General features: G+C 60.5%; 18 protein-coding genes. 11 read left to right on the plus strand and 7 right to left on the minus strand.

Annotation, left to right across the window (positions count from 1 at the left end; translation table 11 throughout):
• Positions 1 to 37 precede the first annotated feature (37 nt).
• The 5 genes from HME9302_RS08665 to HME9302_RS08685 all read left to right on the plus strand — a co-directional run bounded on the left by HME9302_RS08665 (position 38) and on the right by HME9302_RS08685 (position 3,688).
• Positions 38 to 577, plus strand: a complete 540-nt coding sequence (locus HME9302_RS08665) for a GNAT family N-acetyltransferase (protein ID WP_115366686.1) — start codon at positions 38 to 40, stop codon at positions 575 to 577.
• A gap of 73 nt (positions 578 to 650) precedes the next feature.
• Positions 651 to 1,211 carry a DUF1285 domain-containing protein gene (locus HME9302_RS08670; RefSeq protein WP_115366687.1) on the plus strand — a complete coding sequence of 187 codons (561 nt, stop codon included), beginning with the start codon at positions 651 to 653 and terminating at the stop codon, positions 1,209 to 1,211.
• Positions 1,208 to 1,828 (plus strand): CoA pyrophosphatase, encoded by a 621-nt coding sequence (locus tag HME9302_RS08675; RefSeq protein ID WP_115366688.1) that lies wholly within the window; start codon positions 1,208 to 1,210, stop codon positions 1,826 to 1,828. The genes HME9302_RS08670 and HME9302_RS08675 overlap by 4 nt, the downstream gene beginning before the upstream one ends.
• Entirely contained in the window at positions 1,821 to 3,020 is a 1,200-nt protein-coding gene (locus tag HME9302_RS08680; RefSeq protein ID WP_115366689.1) for a CCA tRNA nucleotidyltransferase, read from the plus strand. The genes HME9302_RS08675 and HME9302_RS08680 overlap by 8 nt, the downstream gene beginning before the upstream one ends.
• A gap of 155 nt (positions 3,021 to 3,175) precedes the next feature.
• On the plus strand, positions 3,176 to 3,688 hold the full coding sequence (locus HME9302_RS08685; RefSeq protein WP_115366690.1) for a hypothetical protein: 513 nt from the start codon (positions 3,176 to 3,178) through the stop codon (positions 3,686 to 3,688).
• Between the two features lie 69 nt (positions 3,689 to 3,757).
• Here the strand turns inward: HME9302_RS08685 and parC are convergent, their stop codons facing one another.
• Positions 3,758 to 6,067, minus strand: a complete 2,310-nt coding sequence (gene parC, locus HME9302_RS08690) for a DNA topoisomerase IV subunit A (protein WP_115366691.1) — start codon at positions 6,065 to 6,067, stop codon at positions 3,758 to 3,760.
• A 99-nt stretch (positions 6,068 to 6,166) separates the two neighbouring features.
• Here parC and HME9302_RS08695 point away from each other — a divergent pair, with 99 nt between their 5' ends.
• Both HME9302_RS08695 and HME9302_RS08700 read left to right on the plus strand, forming a co-directional pair.
• Positions 6,167 to 6,706: a type 1 glutamine amidotransferase domain-containing protein gene (locus HME9302_RS08695; protein ID WP_115366692.1), complete on the plus strand. Its 540-nt coding sequence runs from the start codon at positions 6,167 to 6,169 to the stop codon at positions 6,704 to 6,706.
• A gap of 113 nt (positions 6,707 to 6,819) precedes the next feature.
• Positions 6,820 to 7,881: a type I restriction endonuclease gene (locus HME9302_RS08700; RefSeq protein ID WP_115366693.1), complete on the plus strand. Its 1,062-nt coding sequence runs from the start codon at positions 6,820 to 6,822 to the stop codon at positions 7,879 to 7,881.
• On the opposite strand, the gene HME9302_RS08705 is transcribed toward HME9302_RS08700, so the two are convergent.
• The 3 genes from HME9302_RS08705 to HME9302_RS08715 all read right to left on the minus strand — a co-directional run bounded on the left by HME9302_RS08705 (position 7,878) and on the right by HME9302_RS08715 (position 10,619).
• The gene (locus HME9302_RS08705; protein WP_115366694.1) at positions 7,878 to 8,210 is read right to left on the minus strand and encodes a 2Fe-2S iron-sulfur cluster-binding protein; all 333 of its coding nucleotides are present in this window, start codon (positions 8,208 to 8,210) and stop codon (positions 7,878 to 7,880) included. The genes HME9302_RS08700 and HME9302_RS08705 overlap by 4 nt on opposite strands.
• 13 nt (positions 8,211 to 8,223) lie before the next feature.
• A complete protein-coding gene (locus HME9302_RS08710; RefSeq protein ID WP_115366695.1) occupies positions 8,224 to 9,297 on the minus strand; it encodes a cysteine desulfurase family protein in 1,074 nt (357 codons plus the stop codon).
• A gap of 224 nt (positions 9,298 to 9,521) precedes the next feature.
• Positions 9,522 to 10,619 (minus strand): cysteine desulfurase family protein, encoded by a 1,098-nt coding sequence (locus HME9302_RS08715; protein WP_230079940.1) that lies wholly within the window; start codon positions 10,617 to 10,619, stop codon positions 9,522 to 9,524.
• 140 nt (positions 10,620 to 10,759) lie between these two features.
• On the opposite strand from HME9302_RS08715, the gene HME9302_RS08720 reads away from it, so the two are divergent.
• Both HME9302_RS08720 and HME9302_RS08725 read left to right on the plus strand, forming a co-directional pair.
• Positions 10,760 to 11,416 carry an alpha/beta hydrolase gene (locus HME9302_RS08720; protein WP_115366696.1) on the plus strand — a complete coding sequence of 219 codons (657 nt, stop codon included), beginning with the start codon at positions 10,760 to 10,762 and terminating at the stop codon, positions 11,414 to 11,416.
• A gap of 158 nt (positions 11,417 to 11,574) precedes the next feature.
• A complete protein-coding gene (locus HME9302_RS08725; RefSeq protein WP_115366697.1) occupies positions 11,575 to 12,288 on the plus strand; it encodes an energy transducer TonB in 714 nt (237 codons plus the stop codon).
• Between the two features lie 6 nt (positions 12,289 to 12,294).
• Here HME9302_RS08725 and HME9302_RS08730 read toward each other — a convergent pair whose 3' ends face one another.
• On the minus strand, positions 12,295 to 12,489 hold the full coding sequence (locus tag HME9302_RS08730) for a hypothetical protein (protein ID WP_115366698.1): 195 nt from the start codon (positions 12,487 to 12,489) through the stop codon (positions 12,295 to 12,297).
• Positions 12,490 to 12,613: 124 nt separating this feature from the next.
• Between HME9302_RS08730 and HME9302_RS08735 the strand changes: the two genes are divergently transcribed.
• Complete coding sequence (locus tag HME9302_RS08735) at positions 12,614 to 12,997, plus strand: DUF3597 domain-containing protein (protein ID WP_115366699.1); 384 nt, start codon at positions 12,614 to 12,616, stop codon at positions 12,995 to 12,997.
• Between the two features lie 105 nt (positions 12,998 to 13,102).
• Entirely contained in the window at positions 13,103 to 14,953 is a 1,851-nt protein-coding gene (locus tag HME9302_RS08740) for a DUF885 domain-containing protein (protein WP_115366700.1), read from the plus strand.
• A gap of 69 nt (positions 14,954 to 15,022) precedes the next feature.
• Here HME9302_RS08740 and HME9302_RS08745 read toward each other — a convergent pair whose 3' ends face one another.
• Both HME9302_RS08745 and HME9302_RS08750 read right to left on the minus strand, forming a co-directional pair.
• Positions 15,023 to 15,505, minus strand: a complete 483-nt coding sequence (locus tag HME9302_RS08745) for a DUF937 domain-containing protein (protein WP_115366701.1) — start codon at positions 15,503 to 15,505, stop codon at positions 15,023 to 15,025.
• Positions 15,506 to 15,533: 28 nt separating this feature from the next.
• Entirely contained in the window at positions 15,534 to 15,854 is a 321-nt protein-coding gene (locus tag HME9302_RS08750) for a hypothetical protein (protein ID WP_115366702.1), read from the minus strand.
• Positions 15,855 to 15,951 lie beyond the last annotated feature (97 nt).

The following is a 15,951-nucleotide window of genomic DNA, read 5'->3' on the forward strand; positions in this document are numbered from 1 at the left end:
CTCGACAGCAGCAGGGCTTTGCGCCAACGGCGCTGCCATGCCGACATTGGTGCCACTGGACGCGGTCGAACCCGCCCTGATCGAAAAGCTGCTGGATGCCGCTTTTGGACAGGAGCGCCACGCGAAAACCGCCTACCGCATCCGCGAGCAAACCGATTGGCTCCCAGGACTTAGCTTTGCCGCTCTGGATGATGATGACTATCTTGCCGGTACCATCCAGCTTTGGCCGGTTGCGCTGACAGACAAGAAGGGCCGGCCGCACCCCTTGGTCATGGTGGGACCGGTTGCGGTCCTTCCGGCCTTGCAAGGTGAAGGCATTGGCAAGGCGTTGATGCTGGCGGCGCTGGAAGCTCTGGGCGAGCCGGCCGCACTGCCGCAAATCATGATCGGCGATCCCGACTATTACGGACGGTTTTTTGGCTTTACCGCCGACTATACCGGCGACTGGCATTGCCCCGGGCCGTTTGAGCATGAGCGCCTGCTGCTGCGCACCGACAACCCGGCAGTTCTGCCAAACCACGGGATGCTCGGCCCCTGGACTGCCGAAACAGCGCGAGCGAAGCAAACGAGCCGATAGAACTGAGCACCTGCTTCGCGCTACGCATCACGGCCCTTGGCGCTGGCCCACCATTCTGGCATTCCCTGCTGCGATGCCATACGAACCACCCCCAGAAATCGCTGGAATGTCACTGACACAGCTCGCGCAAGCGGTCGCTGATCGGCGCCTGCCGCCCGTTGAACAATGGTCGCCTCAGCATCACGGCGATAGCGGAATGCGGATCGCGGCGGATGGCAGCTGGTCGCATGACGGTTCCCACATATCCCGGCCAGCAATGGTACGCGCCTTTGCCTCGCTCCTGCTGCGCGAGGATGACGGACAGCATTATCTTGTGACCCCGGTACAGAAGCTGACGATCGCAGTGGAGGATGCCGCCTTTATTGCCACCGACGCCGCACAGAACGACGGGGCTCTCGCGTTTCGGCTGAATACTGACGATCTTGTACTCGCCGGACCCGATAATCCGTTAACGGCGCGCGGGAATAGCGAGACGCCTGCCCTGTATCTGGCAGTCCGGCGCGGGTGCGAGGCGCGGCTCAATCGTTCCACCTACCAGCAGGTGGCGCAAATTGCGCTGGACGCCGCAACTGACGGAAGCGAGGACTGGCGCATAACCAGCCAGGGTGCATCCTTCTCGCTTATTCCCGAATGACCGACCTGTTCAGCCGGTTGCAGCGCATCTTCGACGATGGGCATGGCGATATCGGGCAACCCCGGGTGGCGTCTCCCGACCTGCTGACAGATGCGCGATTTGCCAGCGGTACGCCGCAGCCTGCCGCCGTCCTGATTGCCGTGACGAACCGCCCGCAGCCCGGCGTAATCCTGACCCGGCGACCCAAAGACATGCGCGATCATCCGGGACAGGTCGCTTTCCCCGGAGGCAAGATCGACACCGGCGAGGATGCCGTGACCGCCGCCCTGCGCGAAGCTCGCGAAGAACTCGCCATGGAAACCCATCACGTGGACATAATCGGCGCGACCGACAGATATGTGACCGGCACCGGCTTCGAGATTACGCCGGTATTAGGCGTTGTCCCGCCGGACCTGCCGCTGGTGCCCAATCCGGGCGAGGTGGAAAGCTGGTTCGAGGTGCCGCTTGCCCTGCTCCTCGACGAGCAAAACTACGAACGCCGCGAGACATTTTGGCGCGGTGCCAACCGGCAGTATTTCGAACTGCACTACGACAGTTACCGCATTTGGGGGGTGACGGCAGCGATCATCATCAACCTCACCCGGCGAATGCGGCTGACGGAGCTCATCGATGGGTAAGGCATTTCCCGACAGGCTACCTGCCGCCAGCTGGATGCAGCGCGAGGGCATGGACGCTCTGGTCGCCGCGCTCGGGGCGGACCAGATGCGGTGGGTCGGCGGGGCCGTGCGCGACACGCTATTGGACCTGCCGGTCAGCGATGTGGACGTGGCCACTCTGCACCATCCGCAAACGGTAATCAATTTGTGCACGGCAGCCGGCATTCGCACCATACCCACGGGTATCGAGCACGGCACCGTAACCGCGATACTGCCCGGCGGACCGGTCGAAGTAACCACCTTGAGGCGCGACGTGGCGACCGATGGACGGCGCGCGACAATCGCCTTCGCCACCGATTGGCGCGACGATGCAGCGCGGCGCGATTTTACAATCAACGCGCTCTACGCCCATCCCGAAACACTGACGATCGACGACTATTTCGGCGGCCTGAGCGATCTGGCGGCCCGGCACGTACGCTTCATCGGCGACGCCGCAACTCGCATTCGAGAAGACCACTTGCGCATCCTGCGCTATGTCCGCTTCCGCGCGCGCTTCGGCGATATGAAGCGGACGGACGGTGAAGCTGAGAATGCCTGTCATGCGCTGGCGCACACGGTCGAGGACCTGTCGCGTGAACGGATCGGCTGGGAATTGACGCGTATTATGGCTTTGCCCGACCCGACCGGAGCAACGGATATGTTGATGCGATTGGACGTGCTACACCGCGTTGTTCCGGGGCTGGCGAATGAGGCAACGAAACACTTGGCGGCGCTGGTCGACGCCGAACAGGCGAACGACGTGCATCCCGATCCCGTCCGGCGCCTTGCCGCCTTGATACCGGCCACATCCACAGCTGCTGCGAAACTTGCGAAGGCGCTGCGGCTCTCCAGTGCGCAATCGCAGGCGCTGCGCTGCCTTGCCGGGCGCGATGTCGATGACACCGCGCAACCGCGCCGTCTGGCGTTCGAACATGGACTCGAATGTGCAATCGGTCGCTTGCTGCTGGCTGGCAGCGATCTGGCTGATCTTCTCGGCTGGGCACCGCCAGCGTTTCCGCTATCCGGCAGCGATGTACTCGCACGTGGCGTAAGGCCCGGGCCGGAGGTAGGACGGGTCATGCGGACCGTGCAGGACCGTTGGATCGAGGAAGATTTCCCACCCCGCACGCGGGTATTAACGCTGTTGGAACGTGAAATAAACAAATCCGATTAAGTGAAAACAAATTGGCCGAGCTTGTGTCGTTCATAAAATAGTCACTCTGTATGAACGAAAAGCAAATATCCGTCGTTTACGGAAACTTCCCGGCACGCTTCACCGCGCTGTTCTGAATTTATTTTTATTGTTACCGGACAAGGGATCATAGCCAGATGAAGAACTATTTCGCCCTATCAGCCGCCGCCTTGGCGACGTTTGCCATGCCCGCATCCGCAATCGCGCAGCAGGCCGATTGTGTCAGCCGCGCCGAAAGCCGCGCGGTTACCGCCAATCTGCTGCCGCCGCTTTTGAAAAGCACAGCCAAGCGTTGCACGCCGAAGCTGGGTAATGGCAGCTATCTGGCGACCAATGCCGACCGGCTGGCGGACCGCCTGACACCGATTGCGGACCGCAACCTGCCCGCAACCGTGAGCGCGATAGAGCGGATCGGGGGGAATCCGCTTCCAAATAATCCTGCACTGATCGAATTTGGCCGCGCCGCGATTGCGGACGGCATTACCAAGGAATTCAGTACCGAAACATGCGATGTGGTCGACCGCCTAACCCGCGAACTGGCTCCGTTGCCGCCGGAAAATTTCGTGAACGTCTTCGCCTTGTTCTTGCAGGCCGGGATCGATGGAAGCGAACAGTCGCCGCTGAAAGTCTGCAAGGCCGAGCGCAGCTGATCGGGGTTGGAAATGTAGGGCGGTGAGGCAATAATATTCGCCGCCCTATTCCTTATAAACGCCCGTTTTTCAGAACAAATTGTCCTTCGGGAAACCCTGTGGCGGCATCCGGCCCGCAGCTCCGCGTGCTACCTTCCACTGCCAGATTTCGTTTTCGGTGCGAGTACGATCGCCCTTGCCGCCCATTTGCCAGCTCAGCCCTTCTTCCAGCGTAAAAGTGGTCGCGTCCGCCAAGCCGCCATCTCGGTAGCGTTGCAGCATGACGCCCTGCCCGCGCGCCAGAACCGGCAGTTCTTCAAGGTTAAATACCACTAGCTTACGGTTTTCGCCCACTACCGCGACATGATCGTGGCTGGGATTTATTTCCTTCACTACGGTCAGATCGGTGCCAGCCTTCACATTGACGACCTGCCGCCCCTTGCGCGTCTCAGCCAGCAATTCGTCGGTCTGCGCTGCAAACCCCTTCCCATTGCTCGCCGCAATCAATAGCTGGCCACCCTTCCGGTGCAGCCGTAACGCGACGATTGGGGCATCCGCGTCGATATCGACCATTCCGCGTACCGGCTCACCAAAGCCGCGTGCGCCCGGCAGCTTGTCGGCGCCGAGGGTGTAAAACCGGCCATTACCGGCTGCCAGCAGCAGCTTGTCAGTGGTCTGGGCGTGGAGCGCAAAAGCCGGGCCGTCGCCATCCTTGTACTTGAACTCCGCACCATTGCCGTCGGCACCCAGATCGACGTGCCCCTTCGCGGCGCGGATCCAGCCACGCTCGGAAAGGATGACGGTCACCGGCTCCTTCTCGATCATGGCATCCATACTGAATTCCACGGCCGGTGCGGCTTCGGCAATGGTGGTGCGGCGGCGGCCAAGGGTAGTGTCTTCGGCATAGTCCTTGCGCAGTTCGGTCAGGTCGCGCTTCAACCGCGTACGCTGCCGGGCAGGCGAGGCGAGCAATTTGTCCAGCCCGTCCTGCTCCTTCAACAAAGCATCCTTCTCGCCGCGCAGCTGCATTTCCTCCAGCTTGCGCAAGGATCGCAGACGCATGTTCAGGATGGCTTCGGCTTGCCGGTCGGTCAGCTCGAACTCGGCCATCATTATCTGTTTCGGCTCGTCCTCGGTGCGGATGATCTCGATCACCCGGTCGAGATTGAGGAAGGCGGCGATGTAGCCGTCGACCAGTTCCAGCCGCCGCGCGATCTGCTCCAACCGGTGCCGCGTACGGCGCTGCAGGATGTCGATCTGAGATGCCGTCCAGTTCGTCAGCAGCTCCTTCAGCCCCATGACCATCGGCGTACGGGTGGCGTCCAGCACGTTGAGGTTAAGGCCGAACCGCATTTCCAGATCGGTCAGCTTGTAGAGCGATTCCTTCAGCAATTCGGGATCGACATTGCGGTTGCGCGGCACCAGCACCAGCCGGATATCCTCGTCGCTCTCATCGCGCACGTCTTCCAGGATCGGCAGTTTCCTGTCGGCGATCAGCTGGGCGATCTGTTCGATCAGTTTGCCCTTCTGCACCTGATACGGAATTTCGCTGATTACGAGCTGGTACTGCCCGCCGCCCAGCCGTTCGATCCCGGCGTCGCGATCGTCAGCCTTCTCCGCTTCGGACGCATGAAACCGCCCGCGCACGCGAAAGCTGCCGCGCCCGGTTTCATAGGCCTTGGATATGCTGTCGGCACTGTCGACGATTAGCCCACCGGTCGGCAGGTCGGGCCCGTGGAACAGCTCCATCAAACGGTCATGTTCGACTGAAGGATTGTCGATCAGCTCCAGCGTCGCATCGATGATTTCCGCGACATTGTGGCTCGGCACGTTGGTCGCCATGCCAACCGCGATGCCGCTGGTACCGTTGGCCAGCAGATTGGGGAACAGGCCGGGCATCAGCTCCGGCTCTTCTTCCTCGCCATTATAGGTCGGGATGAAATCGACCGTGCCCGCATCCAGCCCTTCCATCAGCTGCATAGCGGTCTTGGTCAGGCGGGCTTCGGTATAGCGGTAGGCGGCGGCGTTATCGCCGTCGATATTACCGAAGTTGCCCTGCCCTTCCACCAGAGGATAGCGAAGGGAGAAATTCTGTGCGAGCCGAACCATCGCGTCATAAGCGGCGGTGTCGCCATGCGGGTGATACTTGCCGATCACCTCGCCCACCACGCGGGCGGATTTTTTGAACGTGTTGCCGGGGTCCAGCTTCAATTGCCGCATGGTCCACAGAAGACGGCGATGGACGGGCTTCAGGCCGTCGCGCAGATCGGGCAGCGAACGGGCTGTGATCGTGGACAGCGCATAGACCAGATAGCGCTCCGAAAGCGCGGAATCGAAGGGTGCATCGACGATCGCATCGAAATCGTCGGGCTGTTCCAGGTCGATAGTATCTTTGGCCATACCGCCCGCTCTATCACCGGGACGCGCTGCCTAACAGAAGGGAACCATGGCCTTTCCCCACGCATTGAACGGACAACAGCAAATGAAGGAAATAAACCGATGAAACATGTACTCATTCTCTCCACCAATGGCTTCGAACAGTCCGAACTGATGGACCCGAAAGCCAATCTGGAAAATGCGGGTATCAAGACGACCGTAGCAAGCCTGGAAGATGGCGAGATCAAGGGTTGGGATGGCGGCGATTGGGGCAAGAGCGTCGCAGTCGATATCACGGTCGGCGATGTGAAAGTAGACGATTATGACGCCTTGCTTCTACCCGGTGGCCAGATCAATCCTGACCTCCTGCGCGTGAATGACGATGCGGTCCAGATCGTGCGCGATTTCGCAAAAGCGGACAAGCCGATCGCCGCGATCTGCCATGCCCCATGGCTTTTGATCGAAGCCGGGCTGGTCGAAGGCAAGACACTGACCAGCTATCATTCGATAAGCACCGACATGAAGAATGCCGGGGCAAACTTCGTCGACCAAGAAGTGGCGCGGGATGGCAATCTTATCACCAGCCGCAACCCGGACGACATTCCCGCCTTTTCGCAGGCATTGATTGATATGGTCGAAGGGAGCGCCGCCAAGGCTGCCTAACGCCCTTTCGACCAAACTCTTAAAAGGTCCGCCGCTTCCATTCGGCGGACCTTTTTTATTGATCTCTTCTATGTTCTCGCGAAAGTAGCGCTTTTCTTCTTTAGGGGGGTTATATGGAATTCGAGAGCGAGATTGGCGATCTGCAAAGCAAGTTGCGGGAACATCGCGACATATTGAAAAGTGAAGAGGCCGCAAAAACGACCTTGGTCCTTCCTTTTCTTCGGGCGCTTGGATATGATATTTTCGATCCATCAGAGGTCGAACCTGAATTTACATGCGACGTCGGAACCAAAAAGGGGGAGAAAGTAGACTACGCAATCCATGTGAATGGCGAGTTGTCTATCTTGGTAGAGTGCAAGCCCGCTAATAGCGTACTTTCCAGTAAGCATGCCAGTCAGCTGTTTCGATACTTTGCGACAACTGACGCAAAAGTAGCACTGCTGACAAATGGCTTGCTCTACAATTTTTATACCGATGGCGACCGAACGAATCGGATGGATGACAAGCCATTTTTCACCTTTAATCTTGAAGATCACCGGAAGAGTGATCTCAAGACTCTTAGAGCTTTCCGGAAAGCTGATTTTAATCTTGAACAAATATCGGCTCAAGCAGGAACATTGAAACTGCAGAGCGAGGTAAGTGCTGAGCTCCGCAAAGAATTCGATGAGCCGTCAGATGAATTTGTGAGAATGATCGCAAACCGTCTCCATGAAGGTCGGCTGACTCAAACCATACGGTCTCGCTTCAAGCAGGTAATAACCCAGTCGATAGTCGGTTTGATACGGGATGGAGTAAATGAACGGCTCGAGAGCGCCATCTCACAATCCAACGGGTCACCGAGCGATACCGATGAACCCGTCGATTTTTCTGATATCGAAACCACGCAGTCTGAACTGGACGGGTTCAACATCGTTCGCGCAATTGCTTCGCAAGCTGTAGCTGTCGACCGTGTCATATTGCGTGATGCGAAATCATATTGCGCGATCCTTCTGGATGACAATAATCGTCGGACAATTGCACGACTCCATTTTAACAGCCCTACAGCGCGTCATCTCGGCGTGTTTGAAGGAAAGCAGGAGACGCGGTTATCCGTAGAAAATCCTACCGACATTTATTCGCATGCGGATCAAATTCTAACGCGTATTCGTGAACTCGAGACTGAAAATAACCACTAAATCCGGCGCATGTCGTGGCTGTCATCGGGAACAGCCACAGCCAGCCCGGCCAGCTTCGCGTCCAACACAATCTGGCAGGCGAGGCGGCTGGTGGGCTGCACGCCGGCTGCGAAGTCGAGCATATCCTCTTCCTCTTCGCAGGCGGGGGGCAGTCGTTCGAACCATTCGGCGGCGACCACCACATGACAGGTGGAGCAGGCCATCTGCCCCTCGCACGTTCCTTCCAATGGCAGTCCGGCCGCCTGCGCTACACGCAACAGGCTGTCGCCCTCATCGCCGCTGGCGGCGATGGCACTGCCGTCCTTGTTCGTGAACACGACATCGACCATCAGTTTCGCCCTATCAATCCTGCATCTTCGCGGCTTTGAGGATGGCGTCGACCCCTTCCTCGATCTCATCCATCGTCGTGTACCGTCCGAAGCCCAGACGTATTGAGTTCTTCGCCTGTTTCGCGTCAAGCCCGATGGCCTGCAGCACATGGCTGGGCTTGCCCGTCTGGCTGGCACAAGCGGACCCGGCAGAGAACATCACATCGCGCGCGTCGTTCATCAGGCGGGCCACATCAAGTCCGCCCCGCCGCAGGTTCAGATTGCCTTTGTAGCGCGCCTTGTCGCTGCCATTCAATGTCCAGTCCGAAAACCGGTTACGCAAGGCGTTCCATAGCGTTTCGACGTGGTCCGCATCAGCCCCCATACGCTCTTTCGCCAGCTTGGCCGCCGCGCCAAAGCCAGCGCATAATGCGGGACTGAGCGTGCCGGCGCGGAGCCCGTCCTCCTGCCCGCCGCCGGTTGTTAGCGCGCTCAATTCCACCCCGTCGCGCACCCACAACGCTCCGATACCCTTGGGGCCATGCAACTTGTGCGCGCTGACGGCGATCATGTCGGCCAACGTCAACTCCATCTTTCCGAATGCCTGGACCGCATCGCACAGAAACAGCGCGCCCATACCCTTCGCTTTCCGGTGCAATTCCAGTGTAGGCTGGATCGTCCCGATCTCGTTATTGACCTGCATGCAGGCGACCAACCGGGTACCGCGCGGAATGTCGGCCTTGGGATCGACCACACCATCCTCTGCCACCGGCAGGATATGCGGATCGCCCAATGCGGCAGCGGTATCGCGCACAGCGGAATGTTCGATGGCCGAGATCGCTACAGGCCCGCTTTCGCCGGTCCCGCGCATGGCCAGATTGATCGCTTCGGTCGCGCCGCTGGTGAAGATCACGCGCCCGCCTGGCGGAAACAGTGCCGCCACCCGGTCCCGCGCCAGTTCCACCGCCGCATCGGCCTGCCTGCCCATACGATGCGGGCTATGCGGATTGCCAAAGCCGGTGCCGCCCGGCCCGTCGAGCCATCGCAGCATGGCATCGCGCGCCTCGGGTGCGAGCGGCGTGGTCGCCTGGTAATCGAGATAGATCATGCGCACCAACCCGTTCGGTTCGGCGCTACCGAAAGTGACGAAGGTGACACCGCGTCACTATTCATATTGGCATCCAAGATCTTGATATCGCGTTCCAAAACAGTTTTTCCACGGAGCGGACGGACAGGGTTTAGAGGCCTCGTTTTCATCCGAGCGTCCATCAGCATAGCGATTGCCGGGATAGCGCGTTCCCGGTGTTGTAGGAAAGGCGCGATGATGGCCCGTCATCCGGTGGCAAGCTGCAGCCACGCGTCGGCAAAGCGTTCCACTTCGCTGCGCGTTGTCGACCATCCGAAACTGACGCGGATCATCCGGGCGGCCACATCTTCGTCCATGCCCATCGCGGTCATCACATGGCTTTGCTTCAGGCTGCCGGAGGAGCAGGCAGAGCCTTGGCTGACGGCAATGCCCGACATGTCCAGCCGCATCAATTGCGCACTGCCGGACATTTTCGGCATTGCAATTGCGGCGATGTAAGGGGTCGGATCGGCCAATCGGTCCGCAAGCCACACGCCGCCGCTCTCGCCCTCACCAACGCCAGCCCGGCATCGTTCGGCGACGCGCTGCATCGGTTCGAGCACGGCGGCGTCCACATAGGGATCGCTGCAAGCTTCCAGCGCGGCCACCATGGCTAGCACGCCGGGAAAGTTCTCGGTGCCCCGGCGATAGCCGCGCTCCTGCCCTCCACCAGGCTCCAGCAGGGCAAAATTGCGCACGAGCAACGCGCCGATTCCCACGGGGCCACCGAACTTATGTGCGGATAGTATACACATATCGGCGTCCGGTAGAGCGAACTTGCCCGCCCCTTGCGCGCAATCTGCCAGCAACAGTCCCCCAGCCTCGCGCACCATTCGGCCGATACCCGGAAGGTCCATCCGGTTGCCCGTTTCCGAATTGATCTGCTGCACTGCGACCACCGGCTGCTCGCGCCCGGTGACCGCTTCCGACAATATGTCGAGATCGAGCGAACCGTCGGGCAGCACCGGCAAGCGCTCGGCTTGCGGCGCGGCTTTCAGGATGGCGTCGTGCTCGGCAGCGCTCACCAGCCGCGCACCGCCTTTTGCCCGGCCAAGCGCCAGAGTCGCCGCTTCGCTCGCACCGGATACGAAAATAACCTCGCCATCCCAGTCCAGCGCCTGTTTCAGCCGCGCACGCGCGTCCTCCAACGCCGCCCGCGCAGCACGGCCTTCGCCATGGGGGCTGGACGGATTGGCCCACAGCTCGCCGCCCGCCAGCATCGCTGCACGCGCTTCGGGTCGCAGCGGGGTAGTGGCGGCATGGTCGAGATAGATGCGGTCGATACCGTTTGTCCTTGATTGCAAGCGAGATGGCAGGATCGCGGGCGGGATACGTGATTGCGATTTTTGCCCGGATGCCTATATAGCGCGCGCAAGCTTTCACGCCGCCGCGCCGCCCGTCAAGGCCACAGCGACCGGCTCTTAATCCGACAGGACCCGTATCCATGCCATCCGTTATTTTCCCCGGTCCCGAAGGCCGCCTCGAAGGTCGTTTCAGCCCTCCCCCGCGTCCGCGCGCGCCGGTCGCCATGATCCTGCACCCGCATCCGCAGGGTGGCGGCACCATGAACGAACGAATTACGCAGCAATTGTACAAGACCTTCGTGGATCGCGGCTTTGCCACCTTGCGCTTCAACTTCCGGGGCGTCGGCCGCAGCCAAGGCAGCTTTGACAATGGCGTGGGCGAATTGAGCGATGCGGCAGCTGCGCTCGACTGGGTCCAGTCCATGCATCAGGAGGCGCAGGTAACCTGGGTCGCGGGCGTCAGCTTCGGCGCGCTGATTGGTATGCAATTGCTGATGCGGCGGCCCGAAATCCGTGGCTTCATCTCGGTCGCGCCGCCTGCCAACATGTACGATTTCAGCTTCCTCGCGCCCTGCCCGGCCAGCGGTATTTTCATCCAGGGCAGCGCCGATACGGTGGTGCAGCCGCCCGCCGTGACCAAGCTGGTGGAAAAGCTTCGTACGCAAAAGCACATCACCATCCATCACGAGGAAATTCCCCGTGCCAACCACTTCTTCGAAAACGAAATCGAGGAACTGATGGGTTCGGTCGATAATTACCTCGATTTCCGGCTCGATCCGGCGTGCCCGATCCGGTGATTTGCCGCGTCTGACGGGCGCTTCAGCGAGCTTTTCAAACGACTAGGTAGCAAACTGCTACGCGAATTAACTTGCTTATGATATGATACTATATCACACAGTATGTAAGCGACAGGCTTGCATCTACGACAGGCCGCGCTCTTTTAGGAGAGGCCGTCATGGCATTTACAGACGCACCGACACTCGAGAACCGTAAGACTGCCATCGGCGGGGTGATAGCCGTCCATGCCGGGATCGGCGCTTTGCTGGTTTTCGGATTGGCCGAAAGCATTCAGCCGTTCATCGACGACACGCTCGAAGGCACTTTCATACCGGTGCCCGAAGAGACGCCCAAGCCGCCACCCCCGCCCGAAACTCCGCCCGAAGCGCAGCGCGATGAGACCACCTTACCGCCCATCTTCACGCCTGTTCCACCGATCGATCTGCCAGCTCCCACCCCGCCGATCGACAGCACGAACGACTTCTTCCCGCCGGCCAGCGACCCGATCATAAACTCCGGGCCCGCGACATCCGGCACCGGCACGACACCCAGAGTAATTCCAAAACCAACTCCCACGCCGCTAGCCCCCACTTTCGATCCGGTAGCGGCGAAGCCTGCCAACGATCCCGGCACGTGGATTACTACAAACGATTATCGGTCCAGCTGGATACGGCGCGAAATGGTCGGCTCCGCTTCGTTCCGCCTGGCGGTTTCGGCGAAAGGACGCGTCGAAAGCTGCACCATCACCAGCGGTACCGGCCACAGTTCCATGGATGACAGCACCTGCCAGTTGATAACCAAGCGCGCGCGCTTCACCGCGGCACGTGGGACCGACGGGAAGGTGACGACAGGCAGTTATAGCGGCTCGATCCGCTGGGTACTGCCGGAATAGGCAGCCTCAATCGGGTAGTTTAGAAATCGGGGCGTTGCCGGTATCGTCGGGCAACGTCCAGATTGCCACATTGGCAAGGCCCACCAGCGCCAGGATCACCATCAGCACCGCCTGTTTACGCACACCGCGTGCCCACAGCCGCCATGCGCCGTAAAGCAGAACCAGGACCGCCAGAATCACGACCGAAAGGATGATATTCATGGCGGCGATCTCTCCAAAGGGTAGTGCCTCGCGGCGATACTTCGGAACTTCACGCCCCGCTAGCCGCTATATCCTCGAGGCGGAAATCGCCACGCGACACAGACACTATAAGGGAATAAGCTCCATGGGAATTTTCAGCGCAATCAAGACTGCCATCTTCGGCAAAGATGACGATCAGGCCGAAACCAAAACGAAAACAGGCACCACAATCGGCGGTGCAGGTGTCGGCGGCACGGCAGCGACAACAAATCAGAGGTCAGTCATCAATGTCGAAAACCAGCTGGATTCCATGCCTGGTGCGGACCGGTTGAACTGGCGCACATCCATTGTCGACCTGCTCAAGCTGATCGGGGTCGATCCCAGTTACGAAAACCGCAAGGCGCTGGCCGGCGAACTTGGGCGTACCGATTATTCAGGCAGCGCAGAAGACAATGTCTGGCTGCACCGCAAGACGATGCAGGAACTGTCGCGCAATGGCGGCCAGGTTCCGGCCGAATTCCTCGATTGAGGTAGCACCCGAAACCACGAAAAAACAGCGGGCGGGCCTTCGGGTCCGCCCGTTTTGTGTGCAGCCCCTTTTGACACGCGCCATGCACCGCGCCATCGTGCGGGCATGACATCTACACACTTCGCATTCACCCGCCGCCAGGCTTTGATCGGCCTCGGCGCTACGACCGCACTTGCCACGGCGGGGTGCCGGACCATGGCACCCGCCGCTAGCCTGCCCGGCGGCGCGATGAGCCTGGATGCGGTACTGGAGAAGGTGGCTTACAATCTCCTCACCCACGAGCCCGAACGCGCCACCAGTCTGGGCGTCGATACCGGCGCTTATGCCGGGCTTCGATCGAAACTTGAGGATCAGAGCATCGGCGGGCAGCGCGCCTATGCCGCAACGCTGGCGAAGGATCTCGCGGTAGTCAGCGCGATCGATGTATCAGGCGCGGACGACGCCACGCGCACCAGCGTCGAAGTGGTCAAAAGCGCGTATAGTACTGCGCTGGACGGGTTTGCTCTGCCCTATGGCGATGTCGCCGTCGGCAGCTGGCGCAACGCGCCTTATGTCGTGATCCAGAATGTCGGCACCTATCTGGATATGCCGCGCTTCATGGATTCCTCCCATCCGATCGCGGACGAGGCCGATGCCGAGGCTTTCGTCAACCGGATTGAGGCTATGCCCGCCGCGATCGATGGGGAGCTTGAACGGATCGGCCAGGCGCGCGCCATGGGCGTGGTCCCGCCTGACTTCCTGCTCGACAAGGCCATCGCCCAGATGGAGCGGACCATCACCGACGCCGCCAAGGGGGAACCATATACATCCTCGCTGACATCCAGCCTTACCGAAGCTGGTTTGCCTGGCGGCTGGGCCGGAAGAGTGGAGGATGCAACCAAGACCGGTGTGCTTCCCGCGCTGCAACGGCAGCTTGCGGAACTGCAGGCCCAGCGCGCAGTCGCCACTCCCGCGCCGGGCATGTCCGCGCGCCCCAAGGGGGACGAGTGGTACGATTGGGGCCTGCGCGCCAGCACCACCACTCGCCTGACTCCCGACGAAGTTCACAACCAAGGGCTGAGGGAACTGGAATCGCTGCATGCGCGGATGGACCCGATCCTGCGGGAGATCGGCTACACCAAGGGTTCCGTCGGGCAGCGGATGCAGGGCCTTTCGGCCGACCCGCGTTACAAATTTGCGGAAGGCGATCCGGGCCGAGCGGAGATCATGGCGTTCATCAATGATCGCATCGCGTGGATCCGCGGGGAAATGCCGCGCGCTTTCAACACGCTGGTCGATCCCAACCTCGAAGTGCGCCGATTGCCGCTGGCGGAAGAACCGGGCGCACCGGGTGCTTATGGCGGTGCCGGCAGCAAGGACGGAACTATCCCAGGCCGGATGTGGATCAATCTTGGCACAACCGACCTTCACCGCAAATACGACCTTGCCGACCTCACCTTTCACGAAACCATTCCCGGCCATGTCTGGGAAGGCGAATATTCCAACCGCCTGCCGCTGATCCGCTCGATCCTGGCGTTCAACGCTTTCAGCGAAGGCTGGGCCCTATATGGTGAACAGCTGGCCGACGAACTGGGCGCGTATGACGAATTCAAGGTCGGACGGCTGGGCTATCTGCAAAGCCTCGCCTTCCGTGCATGCCGGATGGTGGTCGATACCGGCCTGCACGCCAAGGGCTGGAGCCGCGAGCGCGCCGTCAATTTCTTCGTCGAACGCAACGGGTCGAAACGGGCCGAGGTGGAAAGCGAAGTCGACCGTTATTGCAGTTGGCCGGGGCAGGCCTGCGGTTACAAGCTTGGGCATAGCGAGATCGTTCGCCAGCGCGCCCGTGCACAAAGCGAGCTGGGTAGTGCCTATGACTTCAAGGCGTTCAACGATGCGGTGGTCCTGGGAGGCAACGCCCCGATGGATGTCATGACGCAGAATGTGGGGCGGTACATCGCCGAAGTGCGCGGGTAACGCACGCAAGACGGGGCGCGAAGCCGTGCAAGCTTCGCGCCCCGATCCGATTTATGCAAATAACGGTGCTTATCGGCGCGCCAGACCGCCCACGATCGAGCCGAGGATACCGCCCAAACCGCCGCCTGCCGCTGTGCCACCTGCACCGCCGCCAGCCTGCTTGGCCATGTAACCGGCCACCGCCATCGCCAGGATCGGCAGCATTTTCTTCAGGATACCCTCGTCGATCCCGGTCATCGAGGACACTTCGCCGGCCACACTGCGGCTAACATCCTTGTTGCCGAAGATCGTGCCGAGAATATCGTTGCCCTTGTCGGCCGGCGTCGCTCCGCCGCCGAGGACCGATTCCAGCAGGCCGCCGCCACCCATGCCGCCGATCAGGCTGCCGAGGCCGCCAATGCCGGTCGAGCCAGCGGAGCTACGCCCCATCCCGGCAACGATCGCGGGCAACAGCGCGCCGGCCGCAGTCTGCGCCGTTCGTTCGTCAATGCCGAGTTCGCCGGCCATCGAGTTGATTGCGCCGCTTTGCTGCAGCATTTGGGCTAAGCTCATATTTGTATTTCCTTCTAATTCGCTTTGATTATTTTTCGCCGAACAGGCCCTTGGCCATGTTCGCGATATCGTTCAGCGGATTGCCGTCCCCATCCTTGTCGATCATGCTCGCAAATGAACCAAGCGATCCTTCGCCGCCGATGGATTCGCGGATTTTGCTCAGGGTATCGGCGTCCATTCCGGTTTTCTGCGCGGCAATTTCGATCGTATCGCCTGGGTCCTGATGAGCCTCACCAAGGGCCGCCACCGCCTTCGCGGCATCGGCAGGATCGAGGCCGAATTTCGCGGCCATGTTCTTGATGGTCGGGTTGTCGGACACCTGGCCCAGAATACTGTCGAACAGGCTCAAATCAGCTCTCCTTTTAAATGCTGCGCAGGGCAATATACTCCGGCATCACCGGTTCAACGCATGAGCAGACGAAAAAGCCCCCGCACGGCGTTCCGTA

The organism is Alteripontixanthobacter maritimus (assembly GCF_003340475.1).
Taxonomy (GTDB): domain Bacteria; phylum Pseudomonadota; class Alphaproteobacteria; order Sphingomonadales; family Sphingomonadaceae; genus Alteripontixanthobacter; species Alteripontixanthobacter maritimus.